This is a genomic window from Corynebacterium sp. ACRPO (assembly GCF_022347205.1).
Taxonomy (GTDB): domain Bacteria; phylum Actinomycetota; class Actinomycetes; order Mycobacteriales; family Mycobacteriaceae; genus Corynebacterium.
Genome location: NZ_JAKRNE010000002.1, coordinates 117,727 through 137,483 on the forward strand (window position 1 = coordinate 117,727; position 19,757 = coordinate 137,483).

Consider the following 19,757-nt stretch of genomic DNA (forward strand, 5'->3'; position numbering starts at 1 on the left):
AATGCGTAGCTCATTTTACGCATATGGGGGATAGGGCTGACGCCAGCTTTATATCCTGCGAGTTTTTATTAATGTGTAGACAGCTCTCTTAAAAGTGAAACCCGGAAAACAGAATAGGAGTAGAACCATCTCTTCTTCACCGTCTTCCTCACCCCGCCCTGTGCGTGGGGTGAATAATTCGGAGGAAAGCAAAAAGCGCACCCGCAACGCCAAGCGCATCTTAAAGGACATTATGTACCCGCATAATATCCACCCCGCGCTGGTACCGGGCGTCTCCATTGAGGACCAGAAGGTCAAGTACGGCGTGGATAAACCGATCCTCTTTGTGGTCGGCGGACTGGTCGTCGCCTTCGTAATCTGGGGTGTGATTGCACCCGAGCAGGTCTTCGATGCTTCTTCGACAGCGCTCGATTGGGTGATGCGTAACTTGGGCTGGATCTTTACCGCCTTGGCGACGTTCCTGATGTTTTTGCTCATCATCTTGGCATTTTCGAAGTACGGCAAAATCCCTCTCGGGCTAGATGGAGAGAAGCCGGAATTTTCCACGGTGAGCTGGGCGGCGATGCTCTTTGGTGCCGGCATTGGCATCGGCATTATTTTCTTCGGCCCCTTCGAGCCGCTGAGCTACTACCTTTCGCCGCGCCCTGGTGCCTATGAGGCCGCGAGCGATGAAGCGGTGCTGGGGGCCATGGCGCAGGCCGCCATGCACTGGGGCTTTAATGCCTGGGCGATTTATGCCATCGTGGGTCTATGCGTGGCCTACGTGTCCTTCCGCCGCGGCCGTGTGCCGCTGATGAGCTCCATCCTGATGCCGCTCTTTGGCAATCGCTCCTCTGATTCCCTGCCTGCGCGCATCATCGATGGCCTAGCTATTATTGCTACGCTCTTTGGCACCGCTGCCACGCTGGGCATCGGTGCGCTACAGATCGGTCGCGGCGTGGAATTGGTCAGCGGTTGGTCTACCACCGGCAATGCTGCGGCGCTGGTAATCATCGTAGTGCTGTCCATCGGAACGATCTTCTCGGCTGTCTCCGGCGTGGCCAAGGGCATTCGGTGGCTCTCCAATATCAACCTGGTGCTGGCCATGGCGCTGGCCTTGTTCTTCTTCGTCGTGGGGCCGACCGCCTTCTTGGCCAATATGCTGCCGGCCGTAGTGATTGAATATCTCGATGAAATGCCACAGATGCTCTCGGCCAACATGGGCGAGGGGGAAGACATGGTGGCCTTCCTGTCCTCCTGGACCACCTTCTACTGGGCTTGGTGGGTATCCTGGTCGCCATTCGTGGGCGTCTTCGTAGCCAAGATTTCCCGCGGGCGAACCATCCGCCAGTTCGTGCTCGGTGTGTTGCTTATTCCCTCGGCTATCATTGTTGCCGCTTTTACCATCCTGGGCGGCACCACCATTTGGCTGCAGCGCCGCGATGGCGATATCGCCCCAGATGGCACCATTGATTCCATGCCGGCGGCAGAAGACATCTTTTTCAAGGTCTTGGATCACTTCCCAGGAGCGGAGTGGATGGCGCCCATCGTCATCGTCATGCTGGTGGTCTTCTTCATTACCACGGCTGACTCCGCATCCATTGTGAACTCGCAGCTCACCCAGCGCGGCAACCCCAAGCCAAACCCGGTGGTTACGGTCTTTTGGGTGGTATGCATGGCCGGCATTGCCGTGGTTATTTTGCTCGCCGGCGGCCGCAATGCGCTGCAGGGCCTGCAGAACCTTATTACGGTGACGGCCCTGCCTTTCGCGGTCATCATCGTGCTCATGTGCATCGCGTTGGTGCGCGAGCTGCGTCATGATCCTGCCTCCATCCGCCATTTCTACGAGGACGAAGCGGTCTCTAATGCGATCGTGCGGGGCGTGCGCGATTATGGCGATAACTTTGCCCTGTCCATTGAGCCGACAGACGGCGACTACGCAACGGGCGCGCACTTTAACTCCACTGCAGCAGAGGTGACCGATTGGTACGCGCGCACGGACGAAGAGGGCCGCGCCGTGGGCTATGACTATGAGGCAGGCGAGTATGTGGACAACGATCCATCTATCAAGAATGGCGAGTTCATCTCTCCGGTACCGGAAGATAAGGAAGAAAATTAATACTTGACAATTATTGGCTGGTAGGGTGCCAGCTATGACTTTTAGTACCTTTGCCTTTGCCTTCGCCTTGGTGCTGCTGTCGGGTCTATCGACCTCGATTGGCGGCGCTTTGGCGGTGGGAAGGCGCCAGCCGGGGCCGGCTTTTATGGCCGCTGCACTGGGGCTTTCGGCCGGCGTGATGCTGTATGTCTCCTTTATGGAGATCCTGCCGGAAGGCATTGCGCAGCTTTCCGACGCCCTCGGCGAGGAAACCACCGGCACCTGGGCCGCCGTCGGGGCGTTCTTTGCTGGCATCGCCGTCATCGCCATCATTGACCGGCTCGTGCCGGAGGAGATTAATCCCCATGAGCCGGCCACCACGGCCGAAGAAGCCCGCCGCAAGAAGCTAATGAAAACTGGCGTATTTACCGCCTGCGCGCTGGGCCTGCACAATTTCCCCGAGGGGTTTGCCACCTTCCTTTCCGGCCTGGATTCTAAGGAAGTTGCGGTGCCGGTGGCGGTGGCCATCGCCATTCACAATATCCCGGAAGGCATTGCGGTGGCTGTTCCGCTGCGCGAGGCCACTGGCTCCCGCAAGAAGGCCTTTTGGTGGGCCACCTTGTCTGGCCTGGCCGAGCCGCTCGGCGCGCTCATCGGCTTCGGCCTTCTCTTGCCGGTTATTGGGCCGGCGACGATGGGCATTAGCTTCGCCGCCATCGCCGGCATTATGGTCTTCATCTCGCTGGATGAGCTATTACCCACTGCTGAGGAAACCGGCGAGCACCATCACGCTATCTACGGCTTGATTGCCGGCATGGCCGTGATGGCGGTTTCGCTGATGCTATTTATGTAGCCGGCTATGCAGCCGGGCTACGGCGTTTTAAGCCTCCGCCGGCTGGGCGGAGGTGGCCGAGGTCTTGCCAAAGGAGGCCTTGACCGCCATCACGATGGTGGCAACCACTGTGCCAAGCACCAGGCCGCAGACCATGGACATACCGGTATCTGCCAGCCACGCCAGGGCTCCGTTGGAAATATTTTCGGTCACGGAGGCAATGAACTCGTGTGGCTGATCCATTCCGAATTCGTGCAGGCCTTTGACTACGATGTGGCCGCCTACCCACAGCATGGCGGCGGTACCGATGACGCCGATGATATCGAGTACGACCGGCATGCCCTTGACCAGAGCGGTGCCGATGGTGGAGTTGCCATTGTGGCGCTTATTGAGGGCCATGCCAATATCGTCCATCTTGACCAAGAGGCCTACGGCGCCGTAGACACCCAGGGTCAGCAAGATGCCGACGAAGATGAGGGCACCCAGGCGCATCCAGAATGGCTGGTCGATGACCTCATTCAAGGAAATGACCATGATCTCGGCAGACAAAATGAGATCCGTGGTGATAGCGGACTTGACCAAGCTATCTTCGGCGTCTGCGCCCTTTTCCTGGACTGATTCAGTTTCCTTCTCTCGGTGGGGAAGAAGGTGATGCAGGATTTTTTCCGCGCCTTCAAAGCATAGATAGGTACCGCCGCACATCAAGATGGGCGTGAGCGCCCACGGCGCGATCCAAGAGAGGATCATGGCGATGGGCAAGATGATTACGAGCTTATTGATGAGCGAGCCCTTGGTAATGCGCCAGATCATCGGCAACTCGCGCTGGGGCTTAATTCCCTCCACGTATTGTGGGGTTACGGCAGCATCATCGACTACCACACCTGCGGCCTTCACGGAGGTCTTGCCCGCAAGGGCGGCCACATCGTCAACGCTAGAGGCAGCGGAGCGGGCGATCAGGGCGACGTCGTCAAGCAGGGCAAAAAGGCCACCGGCCATAAATTATCCTTCTGGGGTTAAGGTGATGTTATCGGACCACGTTAAGTGTATCCCCTGATGCGCCAGCCAAGCCATCGCATCATCACCGCTGCGAGTAATGCCCTCGACCGCGGCAAGTGTGGTGTCGATCGCCTTCTCGGCGTCCTCGGCGGAAATCAAACCGGCGGAGGTTGCGGCAGAGAGTTCATCAATATCGAGCACGGAAATGGGCTCGCCGCGCGTGGCAACAAGATCCACATAAAGATCGCGGGTGGTCCACACCGCGCCATCGCGTTGGATTTCGGCCACATCAATATAGAAGTCCTGGTGGACGTCTACACCAGGGCGGAAATGGAAGATATTGGCACGCAGGTTGAGATCGGGCAGCAGCCACGATTCCAGGTAGCCAAAGCGCGGGTGATCGGCGCCGCGAGCCATGTAGAGGCCGAAATCCGTCTCGGTGTACGTGTCGACCTCGCGCAGGAAACCCTTGGGGTCGGTATTGGTGTACTCGGCGGTATTAAAGGTCTCGCGCTTGACCGGATGGAGATCCGCCGGCATCTACTTCACCTCAAGGAAGGCGGCGGTTGGGGCGAAATTGCAGCGGGATTCCTGGGTGTTTACGCCGCCAGAAAGCAGTGCGATGACGGTGCCCTTGCCAGTCTGGGCGGTGCCGGACAAGGTGGTAGGGCCGTCTTGATTGATGCCGTTGTTATTCAGTGGGGTGACGCCGCTGCGCAGGGTGTCAAGGTTGAACCACTGCACGTTCATCCCGCCTTGTTCGCGTGCGGCCGGTGGGGTGCCGAGGGCGGTGAAGAGGAAGACGGTTTCGCCAGGCTTTGCGCCCGGTGCCGGCATTTCGGTGGGGCCAGGAACGGCGATGGCCGAGCCCATGGCATCGCTGGTGCCGCCAATGCAGTGTGCGGAAACTGTGGGCCAGTAGAACTGGCGGAAGTTCGGGTTATTGCCCTCTGGCATGGCTACGCCGCCCTTGCCATTGCCGCCGCCGGCGAAGAATGCGAGGCCCGACAAGATGGCGTTGCGAACATCCTCGGGAATCCAAGGTTGTGCCGCAAAAGCGCGGATGCGGTCCTGGGTTTCCTGATTGGGGCGGCCGAGCTCGTCCAGCGGGCTATGGGAGGATGCCTGCTGCACCAAGGAAGAAAGATCCGGTGCGGAAGCCTGCGCTGGGGCGACGAGGGGAGAGGCGAGGCCGATGAGCGCGGCCGTGGCAGCGGCGATATAACCGGTGCGGCTGGACAGGCGCCAGGTGGTGCGGGCGTGGCTCACGTTATCAATTCCTTGGGTGCGGTCTCGGGATGGGCGTTCAAGCCCCATTAGTCACATTTGTAACAATATTACCTACAGTAACGATAGTGATGCTTATGGGAGTGTCAAGTGCATTCGCAATCTATAAGATTTTTCGCCCGTTCTATACGGTGCGTTACGGGGTAAAGCCATCCCCAATGCTGCACTTGGCCCTTTAAGGGGGTATCGTGGGAGCTCGTTCAAGATCAATTTCGCGCGCGCAAGCGCCGTAGATCCTCCGAAGGAGAAACCCACTAGTGAGTAATACCGAGTTCCGTAATGTTGCCATCGTCGCGCACGTTGACCATGGCAAGACCACCCTGGTCAACGGCATGCTGGAGCAGTCCGGCGCCTTTGGTGACCACGGTGAACACACGGACCGCGTCATGGACTCCAATGATCAGGAGCGCGAGCGCGGCATTACCATTCTGGCCAAGAACACGGCCATTCACCGCAAGGGCCTGGGTAAGGACGGCCAGGACCTGATCATTAACGTCATCGACACCCCGGGCCACGCCGACTTCGGTGGCGAGGTTGAGCGCGGTATTTCCATGGTGGATGGCGTTGTCTTGCTCGTCGATGCCTCCGAGGGCCCGCTGCCGCAGACCCGCTTCGTGCTTACCAAGGCACTGGAAGCCAAGCTGCCGGTTATCATCTGCGTGAACAAGACTGACCGCCCGGATGCCCGCATTGACGAAGTTGTCTCCGAGTCTCAGGACCTGCTGCTGGAAATCGCCGCCGGCCTGGAGGACGAGGAAGCTGCGGCCGCCGCCGAGGAGCTGCTGGACCTTCCGGTTCTCTACGCTTCCGGCCGCGCCGGCGTTGCCTCCACCGAGAACCCAGGCGATGGCAACGTCCCTGAGGGCGAGGATCTGCAGCCGCTTTTCGACGTCATCTACAACGTCCTCCCAGAGCCTTCCGCTACCGTCGACGCCCCGCTGCAGGCGCACGTGACCAACCTGGACGCCTCCGACTTCCTGGGCCGTATCGCGCTGCTGCGTATCTACGCCGGCCGCATCAAGAAGGGCCAGCAGGTGGCCTGGATCCACTACGACCAGGATGGCAACCAGCACACCAAGACCGTAAAGGTCGCCGAGCTGCTGCGCACCGTCGGCTTCGAGCGTCAGCCGGCCGAGGAAGCCATCGCCGGTGACATCGTGGCGATCTCCGGCATTTCTGACGTCATGATTGGTGACACCATCGCCGATCCGGAGCACCCAGAGGCCCTGCCGCGCATCACCGTGGATGAACCGGCCATCTCCATGACCATCGGCGTTAATACCTCCCCGATGGCAGGCCAGGGCGGCGGCGATAAGCTCACCGCACGTATGGTCAAGGCCCGTCTGGAGCAGGAACTTATCGGTAACGTGTCCCTGCGCGTGCTGCCTACCGAGCGTCCCGATGCTTGGGAGGTCCAGGGCCGTGGCGAGATGGCACTGTCCGTGCTCATCGAGTCCATGCGCCGCGAGGGCTTTGAGCTGACCATCGGCAAGCCGCAGGTTGTGACCAAGGAAATCGACGGCAAGACCTACGAGCCATACGAGATCCTCACCATTGACGCCCCGTCCGAGCACCAGGGTGCTATCACCCAGCTGCTGGCCTCCCGCAAGGGCCAGATGCAGGCCATGGACGTGCGCGAGGGCGACTGGGTACGCATGATCTTCCGTGTTCCTGCCCGCGGCCTCATCGGCTTCCGCACCCAGTTCATGACGGAGACCCGCGGTGCCGGCATCGCAAACTCCATTTCTGACGGCCTGGATGTCTGGGCCGGCGAGATCAAGTCCCGCCCAACCGGTTCCCTGGTGGCTGACCGCACCGGCCAGATCACCCAGTACGCGCTGATGCAGCTGGCTGACCGCGGTAACTTCTTCGTCGAGCCAGGCGCTGAGGCTTATGAGGGCATGGTCGTTGGTGCAAATAACCGCGATGAGGATATTGACATCAACATCACCAAGGAAAAGAAGCTAACCAATATGCGCTCCGCCACCGCGGATGCCACTGTCACCCTTGCTAAGGCACACACCCTCTCCCTGGAAGAGGCGCTGGAATTCTGTGGCAACGACGAGTGCGTCGAGGTTGCCCCGGACGTCCTTCGCGTGCGCAAGGTGGAGCTTTCCGCTACCGACCGCAAGCGTGCTGCTGCTCGCAAGAAGCAGATGAATAAGTAAAAAGCCGCACCCTAGGTGGTGGTGATTGCCGCTGTCGTGGCCACCATCGCCGCAACCGCTGCCGCCTCCTCAACTACGGCCTTGACCGCAGAGGAGGCGGTTTTGTCGTACTCGACCTCTTCTTTGATCTCCTGAATGCGTGCCCGCATCTCGCGGCGCTTCATTCCCTCCGCGTCGTTTTTCAGCAGGGTATAGGCGCCGCTGACCTCGCGGAGGATATCCAGGATGATGACGTCATTGACCGTGGCTGGTCGCTGCGCCTCCAGGACTGCAACCAACCGTTCGCGCAGTTCCTTTTCCAGCTCCAGGTCCGTCATGATGTAGCGGTCGCCGCTAATCTGCCACCACTTGGCCTTTTCCACATCGAGCTGTCCATTCGCGTGGAAATCCAAGGCGATGATTTCCCGCGGGGTAAACCACGAAGCCTCCAAGAGGCTCTGCATGCTGGTGGCCTTGTGCTGCTGCAGCTCTTCCCAAGCCCATGCCAAGACGGGGTGCTCCGGGCGCTGTGGAGTAGTCTCTACCTTCTTTTTCTCACCGAGCTCTACGAGCCCGCCCAGTAGCAGGTCCGCGAGTACGGTGGCGCGCAGAGCGGCCTCATTATTGGACACCCAGTCTTCCTTCTTGCCGTTGTCCTTGGTCAGTAGAAGAAACATTTCTTGGCAGATGAGCATTGGGGTCTCCTTAATAGTTGCGGTCTGTGGCCAAGTCTAGCGCCAAAAATCTTCGTTTCGGCGGGGTAGAGGGACTAAAGTAGTCCGCGATGAAAAAGAATCCGGCTTCACCAAGGCGCGCGGCGTCGGCAATCGCAGCGGTACTCAGCACCGCCAGTATTGCAATACTTAGCGCCTGCGCGGCTAACCCCGGCCCACCACCGGTGGTGGAGGACAATGCCTCCGCGCTGCAAGAAGAGCAGACCACGACCACGGCTACCCCGGAAGAAGAGCAGCCGCAGGATGCCGACTCCGCCAAGCGCCCCACCATCTCGGTGGGTGTGGACCCTCTGCGTGCGGGATTGAACCCGCACTTGGTGGCCAATAACTCCGAGCTGGTCGACCAGATTGCAGAACTAGTTCTTCCCTCGGCGTTCCACAACGGGCGAAGGGACGCCGATATCCTCGAATCCGCCTCTGAGGTCACCGCGCCTAAGGGCGTGGCGCAGCGAGTGCGCTACGTCATTGCCTCGCCCGCGCAATGGTCCGATGGCACACCCATTTCCGGCGCGGACTTTAGCTACCTGTGGAAGCAGATGACCACCACCGCTGGTGTGCGCGATCCCGCCGGCTACCACGCCATATCGGCCGTCAATACCTCCGATGGCGGCCGCGTAGTAACCGTGGACTTTTCCCAGAAGGTGAAAGATTGGCACTTGCTTTTCCACAATTTGTTGCCTTCCCACCTGCTGCAGGACGATAACTTTGGCTCTGCTTTAGCCGATAAGATTCCGGCATCGGCCGGGCGCTTCCTCGTCGATAGCGTGGACCGCAGCCGCGGAGTTATTACCTTGAACCGAAACGACCGCTTCTGGGGCGCTAATCCGGCCCAGGTGGACGTCATTCAGCTGCGCGAGGTACGCGATAGCACCCAGGCGCTCAATATGCTGCGCTCCGGGCAGATTGGTTTCGCGGACTTTACCCCGGATCAAACCTCACAGGAGGCACTGAGCCTTTTAGGGCATGTGTCCGATAAAGCACTGACCCGCCCGCGCCAACTGCGCCTGCATATGTCCACCGCGGTTGGAGCATTAGAAGAAAGGGCAGCGCGCCGCGGATTGGCCTCGCTGATTGATACGGACCAGGTCGCGCGCTTGGCCACCGGCCGCGCATCCAACCTTGAACCGGGGAATAACCCTATAAGTAAGGACACGGATCTCACTGCGCTGCGCACCCGCGCTAGTAAGAAGCCGATTCGCTTTGCGGTAGACCCCACCAGCCCCACCGCCTTGGCAGCGGCCAATACGCTTTATGACGTCCTCGAAGCCCACGGGATCACCGCCGAGGTGGTGTCCGAGCGCCTGACCACGATCACCTCCAAGCTCCTGCCCGAAGGCGAGGTGGATGCGGTAGTGACCTGGGAGGATATCTCCCTGAACTCGGTGTCCGCGGCGAATATCTTCAGCTGCGATGACAAACAGCCGCTCGCCGGCGACCTGTCCGGAATCTGTCCGGAGAACGCGGATGAGATTCGCGAGGAGATTTTGTCCGGCGCCATGAGCCCGAAGGAAGCGCTCGGACGCATTCGAGATGTGAACTCTAAGGAGGCCCTCTACGTGCCTTTGGTGGATGAGACGCGTATCCACGCGCTCGGGCAGGGTATTGTAGGCCCCGGCCAGAGCATTGATGATTGGGACGAGGGTCTTATCACCGCGCCCCGCTGGAGGATAGATGAAGACTAAGGACTTAACCGGCTACCGCGTGGTGGCAGTGCACGCCCACCCGGATGATGAAACCCTCTTTATGGGTGGCACCCTGGCCACTCTAGCCGCACGCGGCGCCGAAGTTTCCGTCATTACGTTTACCTTGGGCGAGGATGGCGAGGTCATCGGCGAGCCTTACCAAGGCCTGGCCGATCATGATCAGCTCGGCGGTTTCCGCGCCCGCGAATTGGCCAATGCCCTCGATGCGCTGGGCGTCAAGGGAGTTCAATTGGGCGGATTCGGGCATTTCCGCGACTCTGGCATGGCGGGTTCTCCCTCGCACGATAACCCCCGTGCGTTGGTCAATCGCATCGAGGAGGCCGCCGAGTTTCTCAGCGACGAGCTCGAAGCCATCCAGCCCCACGCCATCCTCACCTACGGGCCCGATGGCGGCTACGGGCACCCGGACCACATTGCGGTGCATGAGGCGGTGATGAAGGCGGCTGCGCCAAGCACGCGCATTTGGTACGGCATTTTTGAACGCGCCGCCAACTATGCCGGCTTGGACACCCTGGATGCGCCGGCCGGGTGGACCAAGCCCAGCCAGGAGTACCTAGACAATTTCACCAACGAGGGCGCCGATGTCACCGTCGCTCTTTCCGACGCCGCCCTTGACGCCAAGCGCTGCGCCATGCGCGCCCACGCCTCCCAAATCTGGGTGGCCGATGGCTCCACCACCCGCACCAACCCCGAGGCCGCCGTGGCCGCGCTGCACGAACCCGAGCAGGTGCCCGGGGCCTATGGACTATCCAATCTGCTGGTCATGCCCCTGCTGCGCGCCGAGTACTTCCAGCTGGGACAGGGTGAGCCGGCCGATGACCTGCTGGGCGGCCTGTAATGCGCACGGATTTTAGTCGCGGCGAGCAGGTCACCGGCCTAGTGTGGCTGGCCATCGGCGCGTTGCTATCGGTCTTCCTCGAGGTCATCTACCTCACCGCGCGAATTCCGCTATCCAATGGGGCGAGCGTGGCCTTTCCCATCACCATCCTGCTTGCGTGGTGGTTTAATTCCGTGCTTACCCGCACTGCCCGGCTATGGAGTCCCGCGCCGGCGGTCGGCGCCATCCCGCTCATCGTCTGGTGCCTGGGCTTTTTCGCCTTCATGCTCCTCGTGCCGATGACAGGAGACATGCTCTTGGCCAATAATATTCTCAGCCTGCTCCTGCTTTTGGCCGGGATAGGCGGGGGCGTTTGGCCATTTTTCAAGCAGAAGTGACATACTGTTAAACATCCCAAATCCGAGAAATCAGGAAGCTTCAAGGAATCTCCATGACTTATACGATCGCACAGCCTTGCGTTGACGTAATGGACCGCGGCTGCGTTGAGGAATGCCCTGTTGACTGCATCTACGAGGGCAAGCGCATGCTCTACATCCACCCAGATGAGTGCGTGGACTGCGGCGCCTGCGAGCCAGCTTGCCCGGTCGAGGCCATCTTCTACGAGGATGACGTTCCCGATGAGTGGCTGGACTACAACGACGCCAACGCAGCCTTCTTCGATGACCTGGGCTCCCCAGGCGGCGCGGCGGCCCTCGGCCCACAGGACTTTGACGTCCCGATGATTGCCGCGCTTCCGCCACAGAATCAGGAGTAAGACATGGCACGCACACCGCTAGGAAAGACGCTTCCAGACTTCCCCTGGGATTCGCTGGCTGGCGCCAAGAAGAAAGCCCAGGCCTACCGGGGTGGAATCGTTGACCTCTCGGTGGGCAACCCCGTTGACCCTGTGTCCCCAGGCGTGCAGCTCGCGTTGACCGCAGCCGCGCAGAACCCTGGTTACCCGCAGACCGCCGGCACCCCAGAGCTGCGCGAGGCCATCGCCGCCGCGCTCACCCGCCGCTATAATATGCAGGTTGACCGCGTCCTGCCGGTGGTCGGCACCAAGGAGGCCATCGCCTGGCTGCCCACGCTTCTGGGCATGCGCGGTGAGACCGTCGCTTTCCCCTCGGTGGCCTATCCCACCTATGAGGTGGGCGCCCTGCTCGCCGGCGCCACGCCGCTGCGCGCGGATTCCGATTTCCAGGATGCCTCCCTGGTCTTTTTGAACTCGCCGTCCAATCCCACCGGCCGCGTCCTCGGCGTGGAGGAACTGCGCCGCATCGTGGCGTGGGCGCGGGAGACCGGCGCCATCATCGCCTCCGATGAGTGCTATATGAGCCTGGGCTGGAACGACGATAATCCGCCGGTATCCATCCTCGATCCGCGCGTGACCGATGGAGATAACACTGGGCTCATCGCCATGCATTCGTTGTCTAAGACCGCGAATATGGCCTCCTACCGCGCCGGCTTCTTCGCGGGCGATAACGAGCTCATCGCTGAGCTGCTCCAGCTGCGCAAGCACGCCGGCCTCATCGTTCCAGGTCCCATCCAGGCCGCCATGGTCGCCGCGCTAAACGATGACGACACCGAGGCGCTCCAGCGCAACCGCTACGCTTCCCGCCGTGCGGTGCTCATGCACGCGCTTGTCGACGCCGGCTTTACCATCGATCACTCCGATGCCGGCATGTACCTGTGGGCCACCCGCGGCGAGAATTGCCGCGATACCATCGACTGGCTTGCTGAGCGGGGCATCCTCGCGGCTCCGGGTGACTTTTACGGCCCAGCGGGCGAGAAGCACGTGCGCATCGGCCTCAATGGCACCGATGAGCGCATCGATGCCGCCGTCGACCGCCTCGCCGGTGCCTAATTCCGGCAGGCCTCCCAGCCGCGCGGGCATTTCGCCGCGCAAAACGGTCCTGCGCGGCCGCGTTCCGGAAGAAGGGGAGTACTTTGCCGCCCGTGCCGGCGACTCTCCCTTTTCGCCCGGCACCGTGCTGCCGTCCGGCGCCGCGCTCCCGCACCCCGTGCCCGCTTGGTACCACCCCTCCGTTCCTCCGGAGCGCCCGATTCCTTTCGACTACTCCGTGGTCCACGTCGACCGCGACCTCATCGTGGCCGATAAGCCGCACTTCCTGCCCACGACCACCAACGGCCGCCTCCAGCGCGAAACGCTGCAAACCCGCCTGCGCGTGGACTTTGGCGAGGACGACATCGTGCCCCTGCACCGCCTAGACCGCCTGACCGCTGGCCTCGTTATCTGCTCCCGCAATCCCGAAACCCGCGCCGCCTATCAGCGCATCTTCCTGGAGGGGAGTGCGGTGAAGAGGTATCGGGGCATCGTCAAGCAGCCGCTTTTCGTGGACCGAGAAATTGACCTGCGCATGCACAAGCCCCGCGGGTCGCGCCAAGTGCTCGTGGCCCCCGAAGGCGCGCCCACCTCCACGTATGTGCGCGCCGCCGGCCGGAAGGTGACCATGTGGCCGCGCACCGGCCATACCCACCAGCTGCGGGTGCTGCTCAATCACCTCGGCCACCCGCTGCTCGGCGACGATACCTATCCCACCCCGCGCAAGCTCGACCTCTATGACTTCCGAACCCCGCTCGCCCTGCTCCACGAGGCTATAACTTTTATAGATCCTCTATCACATTCCGAGCGTCAATTTTTCAGTTCCCAGGCCTTAAGAACTACAATCGAGTAGTTATTAAATCACTGGCTAGAAAGGCGGCCCATGGCAGACCTCAGCGTCGCGCGCTTTGTGTCCAATTTTGGGCAGTTTCTCAAATTCGGCATCGTCGGCGGTTCCGGAACCGTTGTCAATCTTTTCGTAGTTTACTTGTGCAGAAAGATTACTTGGTGGTCCGGCGGCATTGATGCGGACGATCCATTTATCAACCTCTTTGGTTCTGTTTTTCATATCCGCTGGTATCACGTGTTCCTGACTATCGCCTTCTTGGTCGCGAACACTTGGAACTACCAACTCAACCGAATGTGGACCTTCCGCTCAGTCACGAAAGTGTCCTGGCTGCGTGGCTTCTTCCCATTCCTGCTCGCTGGCGTTGGAGCTTTCTTCGTAAGCCAAGTCGTGGCGACATTGTTGATGAACCCGACTTCGCCGTTGCATTTGCCTTCAGACATTCTGGATGATTCAACCGGTCTGCGTACAAAGGTGTACTGGGCATCGGCAATTTCCATCATTGTTGCCATGCCGATCAATTTCATTTTGAATAAGCTGTGGACCTTCCGCTCGAAGCCGAAGACGCCGCAGGTAATTCACGAAACCGAGCCTGCCTAGCCTGGCCCTCTGTCAAGCTTCGCCCCACCCCATCGCCCCTCGCGCTCACCAGCGCACGGTGGTGGGGCTTTTTCTTGCTCTCGGTGAGCGGCAAAGGGGAGGAACCTACCGTCGCGCTCACGGCGGGGGTGAAAACGAGAGGACCCGCCGTCCGCGGTGAGCGCGAAGGGCGGGTGAAGGGTAGGGGCGGGAGGGGGATTAGTCTTCGAGCTCGGCATCGAGGCGAGCCTGGTCGCGACGGTGCTGGCGGCGACGAATGAAGGGGGTGAGGATGAGGACGGCGATAACACCGACGGCGGTGCCGAGGAGGTAAGAGGCGGGGCTGTGGCCGTCGGCAGGCGCGTAGGCGTTATAGGCAATGCCGGCGAACATGGCAATGAGCGGGATGAAGTAGACGGCCATTGCGGTCCAATTTCGGCCCACTGGTGGGGTGGCGACGCGTTGGCGCATCCACGCGGTGCCGATGGAATTGCCGAGGATGGATGGTACGAGCGCGAGGAAGCACAGCATGCTCATTCGGCCGGGGAGGACCCAGGCGAGGATTGCGGCGACGACGAGCTCGAGGAATGGGATGAGAGTGATGCCAATTGCGCAGGCTTTATAGAGCGTGTCGCGTTCGAATTCATCGCGAGTGGCGCGCTCGATTTCATTGAGGGAGTAGTTGGCAATGGCGTTAATCATGTTGTTCGGCTCCAAAGATTTCTTCGACGGTTTTTCCTAGTTCGTGGCAAATGTCCAGCGCGAGGTGCACGGAAGGGGAGTAATTGCCTCGTTCGATATTGGCGATGGTCTGGCGGGAGACGCCGGCTTTTTCAGCGAGTTCGGCTTGTGATAATTCGAGCCAGCGGCGCCATTTGCGGACCATGTTGGGGTGGTCGGCCATCTGGTCTCCTTTACTGTGTGTTTTGCTTACATGTCCTAATGTAAAGGAAAGTTGTCATTGGGGCAAATGTCTCACGCATAGATGCCACTTCCAATAAGGCTGGGTTGCTGAGGTCGGAAGCTCAGGGTTGCGGCCTTTGAGCACCTCAAGAGTGGCTTTGATGAGCAGGATGGCTTCGCTGAGGTGGTAGTTGATGTCGTCGGCAGTAAAGCGCAAGACCGTATATCCGTGGGCGACGGCCGCGTTTTGTTTGGACCGGTCGGCTTGAAAGGCCACGCTGTGCTTGTGGTATTCCCAGCCATCGACTTCTACAAGGAGCCTTCCAATCCTGAGATCAAAGCGGTACCCCGCAATGAGAGCATTGTGTTCTGGGAGAATTCCTTCAGTGCGCAGCTTTCTGCTTAAAGTGCGCTCCGGTGGGCTATCCGCTCCAATCGCAGCGTGCCGAATCGTCTCCTTTAGGGACCTCGGGACGCGCCGCATTCGCCGACGGTCCTTTTCTAGACGGCCGGGTCCGTGCTTTCCTCGGTAATGTTCTTCCAAAAGAGGCCTGCACGCACGCGAAATCCTACGCGCGGCCCACAACGGTTGCACCACCGGAAGGCCGTTGACCTTGTGTGTAGCCCGAAGCCGCGAGTGTGAAACGCGAAAGTTCTTCCCCTTCAAAGTGCGCGGTCCCTCCGCTTCCAGAGGAAACGACAGCTGCCGGCCGAGGTAAATCTCCTGCGCCGTCTTTCCCGTGAAATGGATGCGGCTGAGCCCATGCGCCAGCGCCCGCGCCACCGCCCAGGGCGTCCATTCATCGGTATAAATCCCCCGATGCACGCGAAAGAGCTTCCCCTCGCGCACCTTGCGACGAATTGCATCCTTGCTCAAGCCTTGCCCGCGTAGTTCTGCGGTAGTCCATTCCCCCATGGGGCTTAAACTATGCGGTCGTGTTGAGCTGTAGCTATGCGCGTCGCAGCATCCTGTGGATAACCCGGGGTTCGGGGGCGATTTTCCGCTGCGTGGTCCGGATGGCTGTGGATAACTGCCCTTCGCGCTCACCGGCGGCCCCGGGCTGCCCTGATTTGTGCTCCCCGTGAGCGCGGCGGAAGGGGCGTGGGAAAGCTCGCCCTTGGCGCTCACGAGGGGGCGAAAAGAGAGACCCAGCCTCGTGCCGGTGAGCGCGAAGGGCGGGGAGTGGCCGAGGGGCTAGGTGAGGGGCAGCGTCGAGGTTGGGTTGATGCCGCGAACCTTGGAATTGATGACGCCGGCGATGGCGAGCACCGCGAACATGGCGGCGGCGGAGAGGAGTTGGGTGCGGGCGGTGGCGTCGGTAAGCATGAGCACCGCGATGGCTGCAAAGAGGGCGAGGGCGAACCAGGTGAGGTAGGGGAAGCCCCACATGCGGATGGGGAGGGGATGGAGGGCCTCGAGTTGGCGGCGCAGGCGCAGCTGGCTGACGGCGATGAAAACCCAGACGATGAGCAGGGAGGCGCCGGCGGCGTTGAGCATGAAAGTAAGGAGCCAGCCGGTATCGGCGTAGTTGAGCACGACCATGACGGCTGAGAGGAGGACGGAGAGGGCGATGGCGGTGGTGGGCACGCCGTCCTTATTAGTGGTGGTGAAGATGCGCGGGGCCTCGCCGCGGGAGGCAAGCGAATGCATCATGCGGGAAGAGGCGTAAATCTGCGAGTTGAAGGCGGAGAGTAACGCGAGGACGATGACAACTTCCATGATGCCGGCCGCGCCCGGGATGCCGGCGCGTTCGAGAACCATGGTGAAGGGGGATTCCGCGGCCGTGGAGGCACCGCCCAGGATGGAATAGGGCAAGAGGAACGTGATGACGAGGACGGAGCCCAAGTAGAACACGGAGATGCGCAAGATGGTGGAGCGCACGGCGTTGACCAGGGACTTCTCTGGGTCCTCGGATTCGGCAGAAGCGATGGCAACCACCTCGATGCCGCCGAAGGCGAAGGCTACTGCGAGCAGGCCGGCCGCGACGCCGCCGAGACCGTTGGGCATAAAGCCGTCCTCTAGGAAGACGGAGGTGCCGATGAAGGAATGGCCGGGCAGGAGACCCAGGATGAGCAGCGCGCCGATGATGAGGAAGGCCACGATGACAACGACCTTGATGAGGGCGAACCAGTACTCGAATTCGCCGAAGCTGCGCACGCGCAGCAGGTTGACGACGCCGAAGAGGACCACGCACATGGCGGCGGGGATCCACGGCGAGACGTTGAACCAAGAGCCAATGAAGCCGGCCGCGCCGGTGATTTCGGCGCCGAGCACGGCGACGGTGGCTAGCCAATAGATCCAGCCCTGGGTAAAGCCCGCCCAGCGGCCGATGCCGTGTTCGGCGTATTCGGAAAAGGAGCCGGAGGCGGGGATAACGGTGCCCATCTCGCCCAGCATCTGCATCACCAAAATGGCCAGAAAGCCAGCGATGACGTAGGCAAGGAGCACGGCGGGGCCGGCGGCGGAAATGCCGACGCCGGTGCCCAAGAAAAGTCCGGCACCGATGGTGGAGCCTAGCCCCATCATGGTCAGGTGGCGGACCTTCAGGCCAGAACCGAGGGTGGAGGAGTTATCAGTCACCCCTCCATCTTATTTTGCCCGATTGGGCGATAGGAATCGGGGGTGTTAATTCTTGTGCAGCTCGTCGTTAAGCGCGACGGCCTCGGCCTTCCACTCCACGGCCTCAACCGCACCGGAGACGGAGTTGCGGCGCAGCAGCATGCCGGAGGCGCCGGAGAGCTGAGAACCCTTGACGTTCTCGCCATTGTCGACGCCCAGTGCTTCCGCGACCTTGCCAAAGACGGTTACCTTGGTGCCGGCGGTGACGTAGAGGCCGGCTTCGACCACGGCGTCGTCGCCAAGCGAAATGCCGATGCCGGAGTTGGCGCCGAGGAGGCAGCGCTCGCCGATGGAGATGACCTCCTTGCCGCCGCCGGATAGGGTGCCCATGATGGACGCGCCGCCGCCGATATCGGAGCCATCGCCCACGACAACGCCCGCGGAGATGCGGCCCTCCACCATGGAGGCACCCAGGGTGCCGGCGTTGAAGTTGACGAAGCCCTCGTGCATAACGGTAGTGCCCTCAGCCAAGTGGGCGCCCAGGCGCACTCGGTCTGCGTCACCAATGCGGACGCCGGACGGCACAACGTAGTCCACCATGCGGGGGAACTTGTCCACGGAGTAGACAACGACCGGGCCGCGGGAGGCCAGGCGGCCGCGCACCATCTGGAAATCGGACACAGCGCACGGACCGTAGTTGGTCCAGACCACATTATTGAGGTGGCCGAAGATGCCATCCATATTCAGGCCGTGCGGCTTGACGGCGCGGTGAGACAGGAGGTGCAGGCGCAGGTAAGCATCGTAGGTATCGACGGGGGCGTCATCGAGATCCTTGATGGAGGTCTCAACGGCAACGCGGGCCACGCCGCGCTCCTCGTCCGGGCCTGCCAGTGCGGAGAACTGCTGGGGGACCTCCTCCAAGCGCTTGGTCTCGGTGGTCTCTACGTTCTTATCGGTGTATACGGCCGGGAACCATACGTCCAAGACGGTGCCGTCATGGGTAATGGTTGCTAGGCCGCGTGCGGATGCAGAAGTCATGCCCGCTAGCTTAGCAACTACTTCCGCGCCTCCGCGCGCTGGCCGGTGGGAAGCACGAAAGACAAGATGACGAGCACCGCGGCCAGGATGAGCACCGAGATGACCTGGTTGCGCGCGGCCGGATCAAAGAGCATCAGCAGGGTTAGTCCGCCCAGGGCGGCGGCCGTGATCCAGGGTAGCCAGGGGAAGCCGGGTACGTGGATCTCGGTCAGCTCGCCGTTCTTTCGTAGCACGGGGTGCAACTTGATAAAGGACGCGACGATGAAGGCCCAGATGACTAGCAAGCACCCTCCGACCGCGTTGAAGAGGAATGCCAGGAGTCCCGGCGGGTTCCAGAACTGTAGACCCACCGAAGCGAAGGCGAAGACCATGGACAACATGACTGCGTTGATGGGGGAGCCGGCGCGGTTTTGCTTGAGGAAGAATCCCGGGGCGCAGTGGTCCTTGGCCATATCAAAGACCAAGCGGGAGGTGGCGTAAATCTGCGCGTTGAAGGCAGACAGCAGTGCTAGGGCGATAATCGCTTCCATGAAGCCGGCCGCGAAGGGAATCTTGGCGGCCGCGAGCACCAGGGTGAAGGGGGAATCGGCCGCGACATCGGCGTCCTGGATGGAGCTAAACGGCAGCGCCATGGTGATCACCACAATGGAGCCGATGTAGAAAATCATGATGCGTACGATGATGGCGCGCACCGCGGTGGCGACGTTGTGTGCCGGATCCTCGGACTCGGCCGCCGCGATGGTCACCAGCTCGATGCCGCCAAAGGCAAAGGCGACGGCCAGCAATCCGGCGGCGAATCCAGGCATGCCATTGGGCAGGAAATTATCGGTGAAGTTGCTACCGGCCAAGGAGACATCCATGCCCGGCAGGATGCCCAGCGCCATAAGTGCGCCGATGACGAGGAAGGCGACGATGACTCCGACCTTGATGATGGCGAACCAGAACTCGAACTCACCAAAACCGCCCACGGCCGCGAAGTTGACCACCGCGAAGAAGGCCACAGCAATAAACGCTGGAATCCACGGGGCAATATCGAACCAGTTGGAAATGATGGCGGCCGCGCCGGTGATTTCGGCACCCATGACCATGATCAGCATGAACCAGTAAATCCACCCCATGGTAAAGCGCGCCCAGTGACCGAAGGCCTGGCCGGCGTAGGTAGAAAATGACCCCAAAGAGGGGCGGGCGGCGGCCATCTCACCAAGCATCCACATCACCAGTGCGATGAGCGCGCCGGCCACGGCATAGGAGATGAGCACGGAGGTGCCGGAAATCTGGATGCCGAGGCCCACGCCGAGGAAGAGACCGGCGCCTACGGCAGAGCCAAGGCCCATCATCGTGAGATGACGGGATTTCAATTGAGTGGCTTCGGCCATTGTTATCACCTTAGG

20 protein-coding genes are annotated in these 19,757 nt (G+C 61.1%); 10 read left to right on the forward strand and 10 right to left on the reverse strand.

Going from position 1 to position 19,757, the window contains the following annotated elements; translation table 11 throughout:
* Nucleotides 1–232: 232 nt before the first annotated feature.
* Nucleotides 233–2,098, forward strand: a complete 1,866-nt coding sequence (locus tag MHY22_RS02205; protein WP_239277875.1) for a BCCT family transporter — start codon at nucleotides 233–235, stop codon at nucleotides 2,096–2,098.
* 34 nt (nucleotides 2,099–2,132) lie between these two features.
* Nucleotides 2,133–2,930, forward strand: coding sequence for a zinc transporter ZupT (gene zupT / locus MHY22_RS02210; RefSeq protein WP_049377962.1), 798 nt, complete (start codon nucleotides 2,133–2,135; stop codon nucleotides 2,928–2,930).
* Nucleotides 2,931–2,957: 27 nt separating this feature from the next.
* Here zupT and MHY22_RS02215 read toward each other — a convergent pair whose 3' ends face one another.
* Genes MHY22_RS02215 through MHY22_RS02225 form a run of 3 tightly spaced genes read right to left on the reverse strand, consistent with a single transcriptional unit; the run spans nucleotide 2,958 to nucleotide 5,222 of the window.
* Complete coding sequence (locus MHY22_RS02215) at nucleotides 2,958–3,905, reverse strand: DUF808 domain-containing protein (protein ID WP_005327478.1); 948 nt, start codon at nucleotides 3,903–3,905, stop codon at nucleotides 2,958–2,960.
* A gap of 3 nt (nucleotides 3,906–3,908) precedes the next feature.
* Entirely contained in the window at nucleotides 3,909–4,445 is a 537-nt protein-coding gene (locus MHY22_RS02220; RefSeq protein WP_005323560.1) for a DUF402 domain-containing protein, read from the reverse strand.
* Nucleotides 4,446–5,222 (reverse strand): hypothetical protein, encoded by a 777-nt coding sequence (locus tag MHY22_RS02225; protein WP_005323559.1) that lies wholly within the window; start codon nucleotides 5,220–5,222, stop codon nucleotides 4,446–4,448.
* A 227-nt stretch (nucleotides 5,223–5,449) separates the two neighbouring features.
* Between MHY22_RS02225 and typA the strand changes: the two genes are divergently transcribed.
* Nucleotides 5,450–7,360, forward strand: a complete 1,911-nt coding sequence (gene typA, locus MHY22_RS02230) for a translational GTPase TypA (RefSeq protein WP_239277877.1) — start codon at nucleotides 5,450–5,452, stop codon at nucleotides 7,358–7,360.
* An 11-nt stretch (nucleotides 7,361–7,371) separates the two neighbouring features.
* Here typA and MHY22_RS02235 read toward each other — a convergent pair whose 3' ends face one another.
* Nucleotides 7,372–8,034 (reverse strand): GPP34 family phosphoprotein, encoded by a 663-nt coding sequence (locus tag MHY22_RS02235; RefSeq protein WP_239277879.1) that lies wholly within the window; start codon nucleotides 8,032–8,034, stop codon nucleotides 7,372–7,374.
* Between the two features lie 89 nt (nucleotides 8,035–8,123).
* Between MHY22_RS02235 and MHY22_RS02240 the strand changes: the two genes are divergently transcribed.
* Genes MHY22_RS02240 through MHY22_RS02270 form a run of 7 tightly spaced genes read left to right on the forward strand, consistent with a single transcriptional unit; the run spans nucleotide 8,124 to nucleotide 13,886 of the window.
* Nucleotides 8,124–9,755 (forward strand): ABC transporter family substrate-binding protein, encoded by a 1,632-nt coding sequence (locus MHY22_RS02240; protein ID WP_239277880.1) that lies wholly within the window; start codon nucleotides 8,124–8,126, stop codon nucleotides 9,753–9,755.
* Nucleotides 9,745–10,614 carry a PIG-L family deacetylase gene (locus tag MHY22_RS02245; protein WP_239277881.1) on the forward strand — a complete coding sequence of 290 codons (870 nt, stop codon included), beginning with the start codon at nucleotides 9,745–9,747 and terminating at the stop codon, nucleotides 10,612–10,614. The genes MHY22_RS02240 and MHY22_RS02245 overlap by 11 nt, the downstream gene beginning before the upstream one ends.
* Nucleotides 10,614–10,991: a hypothetical protein gene (locus tag MHY22_RS02250; RefSeq protein ID WP_225747161.1), complete on the forward strand. Its 378-nt coding sequence runs from the start codon at nucleotides 10,614–10,616 to the stop codon at nucleotides 10,989–10,991. Before MHY22_RS02245 ends, MHY22_RS02250 begins: the two co-directional genes overlap by 1 nt.
* Before the next feature lie 53 nt (nucleotides 10,992–11,044).
* Entirely contained in the window at nucleotides 11,045–11,368 is a 324-nt protein-coding gene (fdxA, locus tag MHY22_RS02255) for a ferredoxin (RefSeq protein WP_005327491.1), read from the forward strand.
* A gap of 3 nt (nucleotides 11,369–11,371) precedes the next feature.
* Entirely contained in the window at nucleotides 11,372–12,460 is a 1,089-nt protein-coding gene (dapC, locus tag MHY22_RS02260; RefSeq protein ID WP_239277882.1) for a succinyldiaminopimelate transaminase, read from the forward strand.
* A complete protein-coding gene (locus MHY22_RS02265) occupies nucleotides 12,417–13,292 on the forward strand; it encodes a pseudouridine synthase (protein ID WP_239277883.1) in 876 nt (291 codons plus the stop codon). Before dapC ends, MHY22_RS02265 begins: the two co-directional genes overlap by 44 nt.
* Nucleotides 13,293–13,322: 30 nt before the next feature.
* Nucleotides 13,323–13,886: a GtrA family protein gene (locus MHY22_RS02270; protein WP_239277884.1), complete on the forward strand. Its 564-nt coding sequence runs from the start codon at nucleotides 13,323–13,325 to the stop codon at nucleotides 13,884–13,886.
* 198 nt (nucleotides 13,887–14,084) lie between these two features.
* On the opposite strand, the gene MHY22_RS02275 is transcribed toward MHY22_RS02270, so the two are convergent.
* The 6 genes from MHY22_RS02275 to MHY22_RS02300 all read right to left on the reverse strand — a co-directional run bounded on the left by MHY22_RS02275 (nucleotide 14,085) and on the right by MHY22_RS02300 (nucleotide 19,742).
* Nucleotides 14,085–14,567: a transcriptional regulator gene (locus tag MHY22_RS02275; RefSeq protein ID WP_150851695.1), complete on the reverse strand. Its 483-nt coding sequence runs from the start codon at nucleotides 14,565–14,567 to the stop codon at nucleotides 14,085–14,087.
* Complete coding sequence (locus MHY22_RS02280) at nucleotides 14,560–14,769, reverse strand: helix-turn-helix transcriptional regulator (RefSeq protein ID WP_225747157.1); 210 nt, start codon at nucleotides 14,767–14,769, stop codon at nucleotides 14,560–14,562. Before MHY22_RS02280 ends, MHY22_RS02275 begins: the two co-directional genes overlap by 8 nt.
* 54 nt (nucleotides 14,770–14,823) lie before the next feature.
* Nucleotides 14,824–15,684, reverse strand: coding sequence for a type IV toxin-antitoxin system AbiEi family antitoxin domain-containing protein (locus MHY22_RS02285; protein WP_370658825.1), 861 nt, complete (start codon nucleotides 15,682–15,684; stop codon nucleotides 14,824–14,826).
* A gap of 279 nt (nucleotides 15,685–15,963) precedes the next feature.
* Nucleotides 15,964–17,295, reverse strand: a complete 1,332-nt coding sequence (locus MHY22_RS02290; protein WP_239278030.1) for an amino acid permease — start codon at nucleotides 17,293–17,295, stop codon at nucleotides 15,964–15,966.
* Between the two features lie 99 nt (nucleotides 17,296–17,394).
* The gene (dapD, locus tag MHY22_RS02295) at nucleotides 17,395–18,366 is read right to left on the reverse strand and encodes a 2,3,4,5-tetrahydropyridine-2,6-dicarboxylate N-succinyltransferase (RefSeq protein WP_239277886.1); all 972 of its coding nucleotides are present in this window, start codon (nucleotides 18,364–18,366) and stop codon (nucleotides 17,395–17,397) included.
* A 17-nt stretch (nucleotides 18,367–18,383) separates the two neighbouring features.
* Nucleotides 18,384–19,742, reverse strand: a complete 1,359-nt coding sequence (locus tag MHY22_RS02300) for an amino acid permease (protein ID WP_239277888.1) — start codon at nucleotides 19,740–19,742, stop codon at nucleotides 18,384–18,386.
* Nucleotides 19,743–19,757 lie beyond the last annotated feature (15 nt).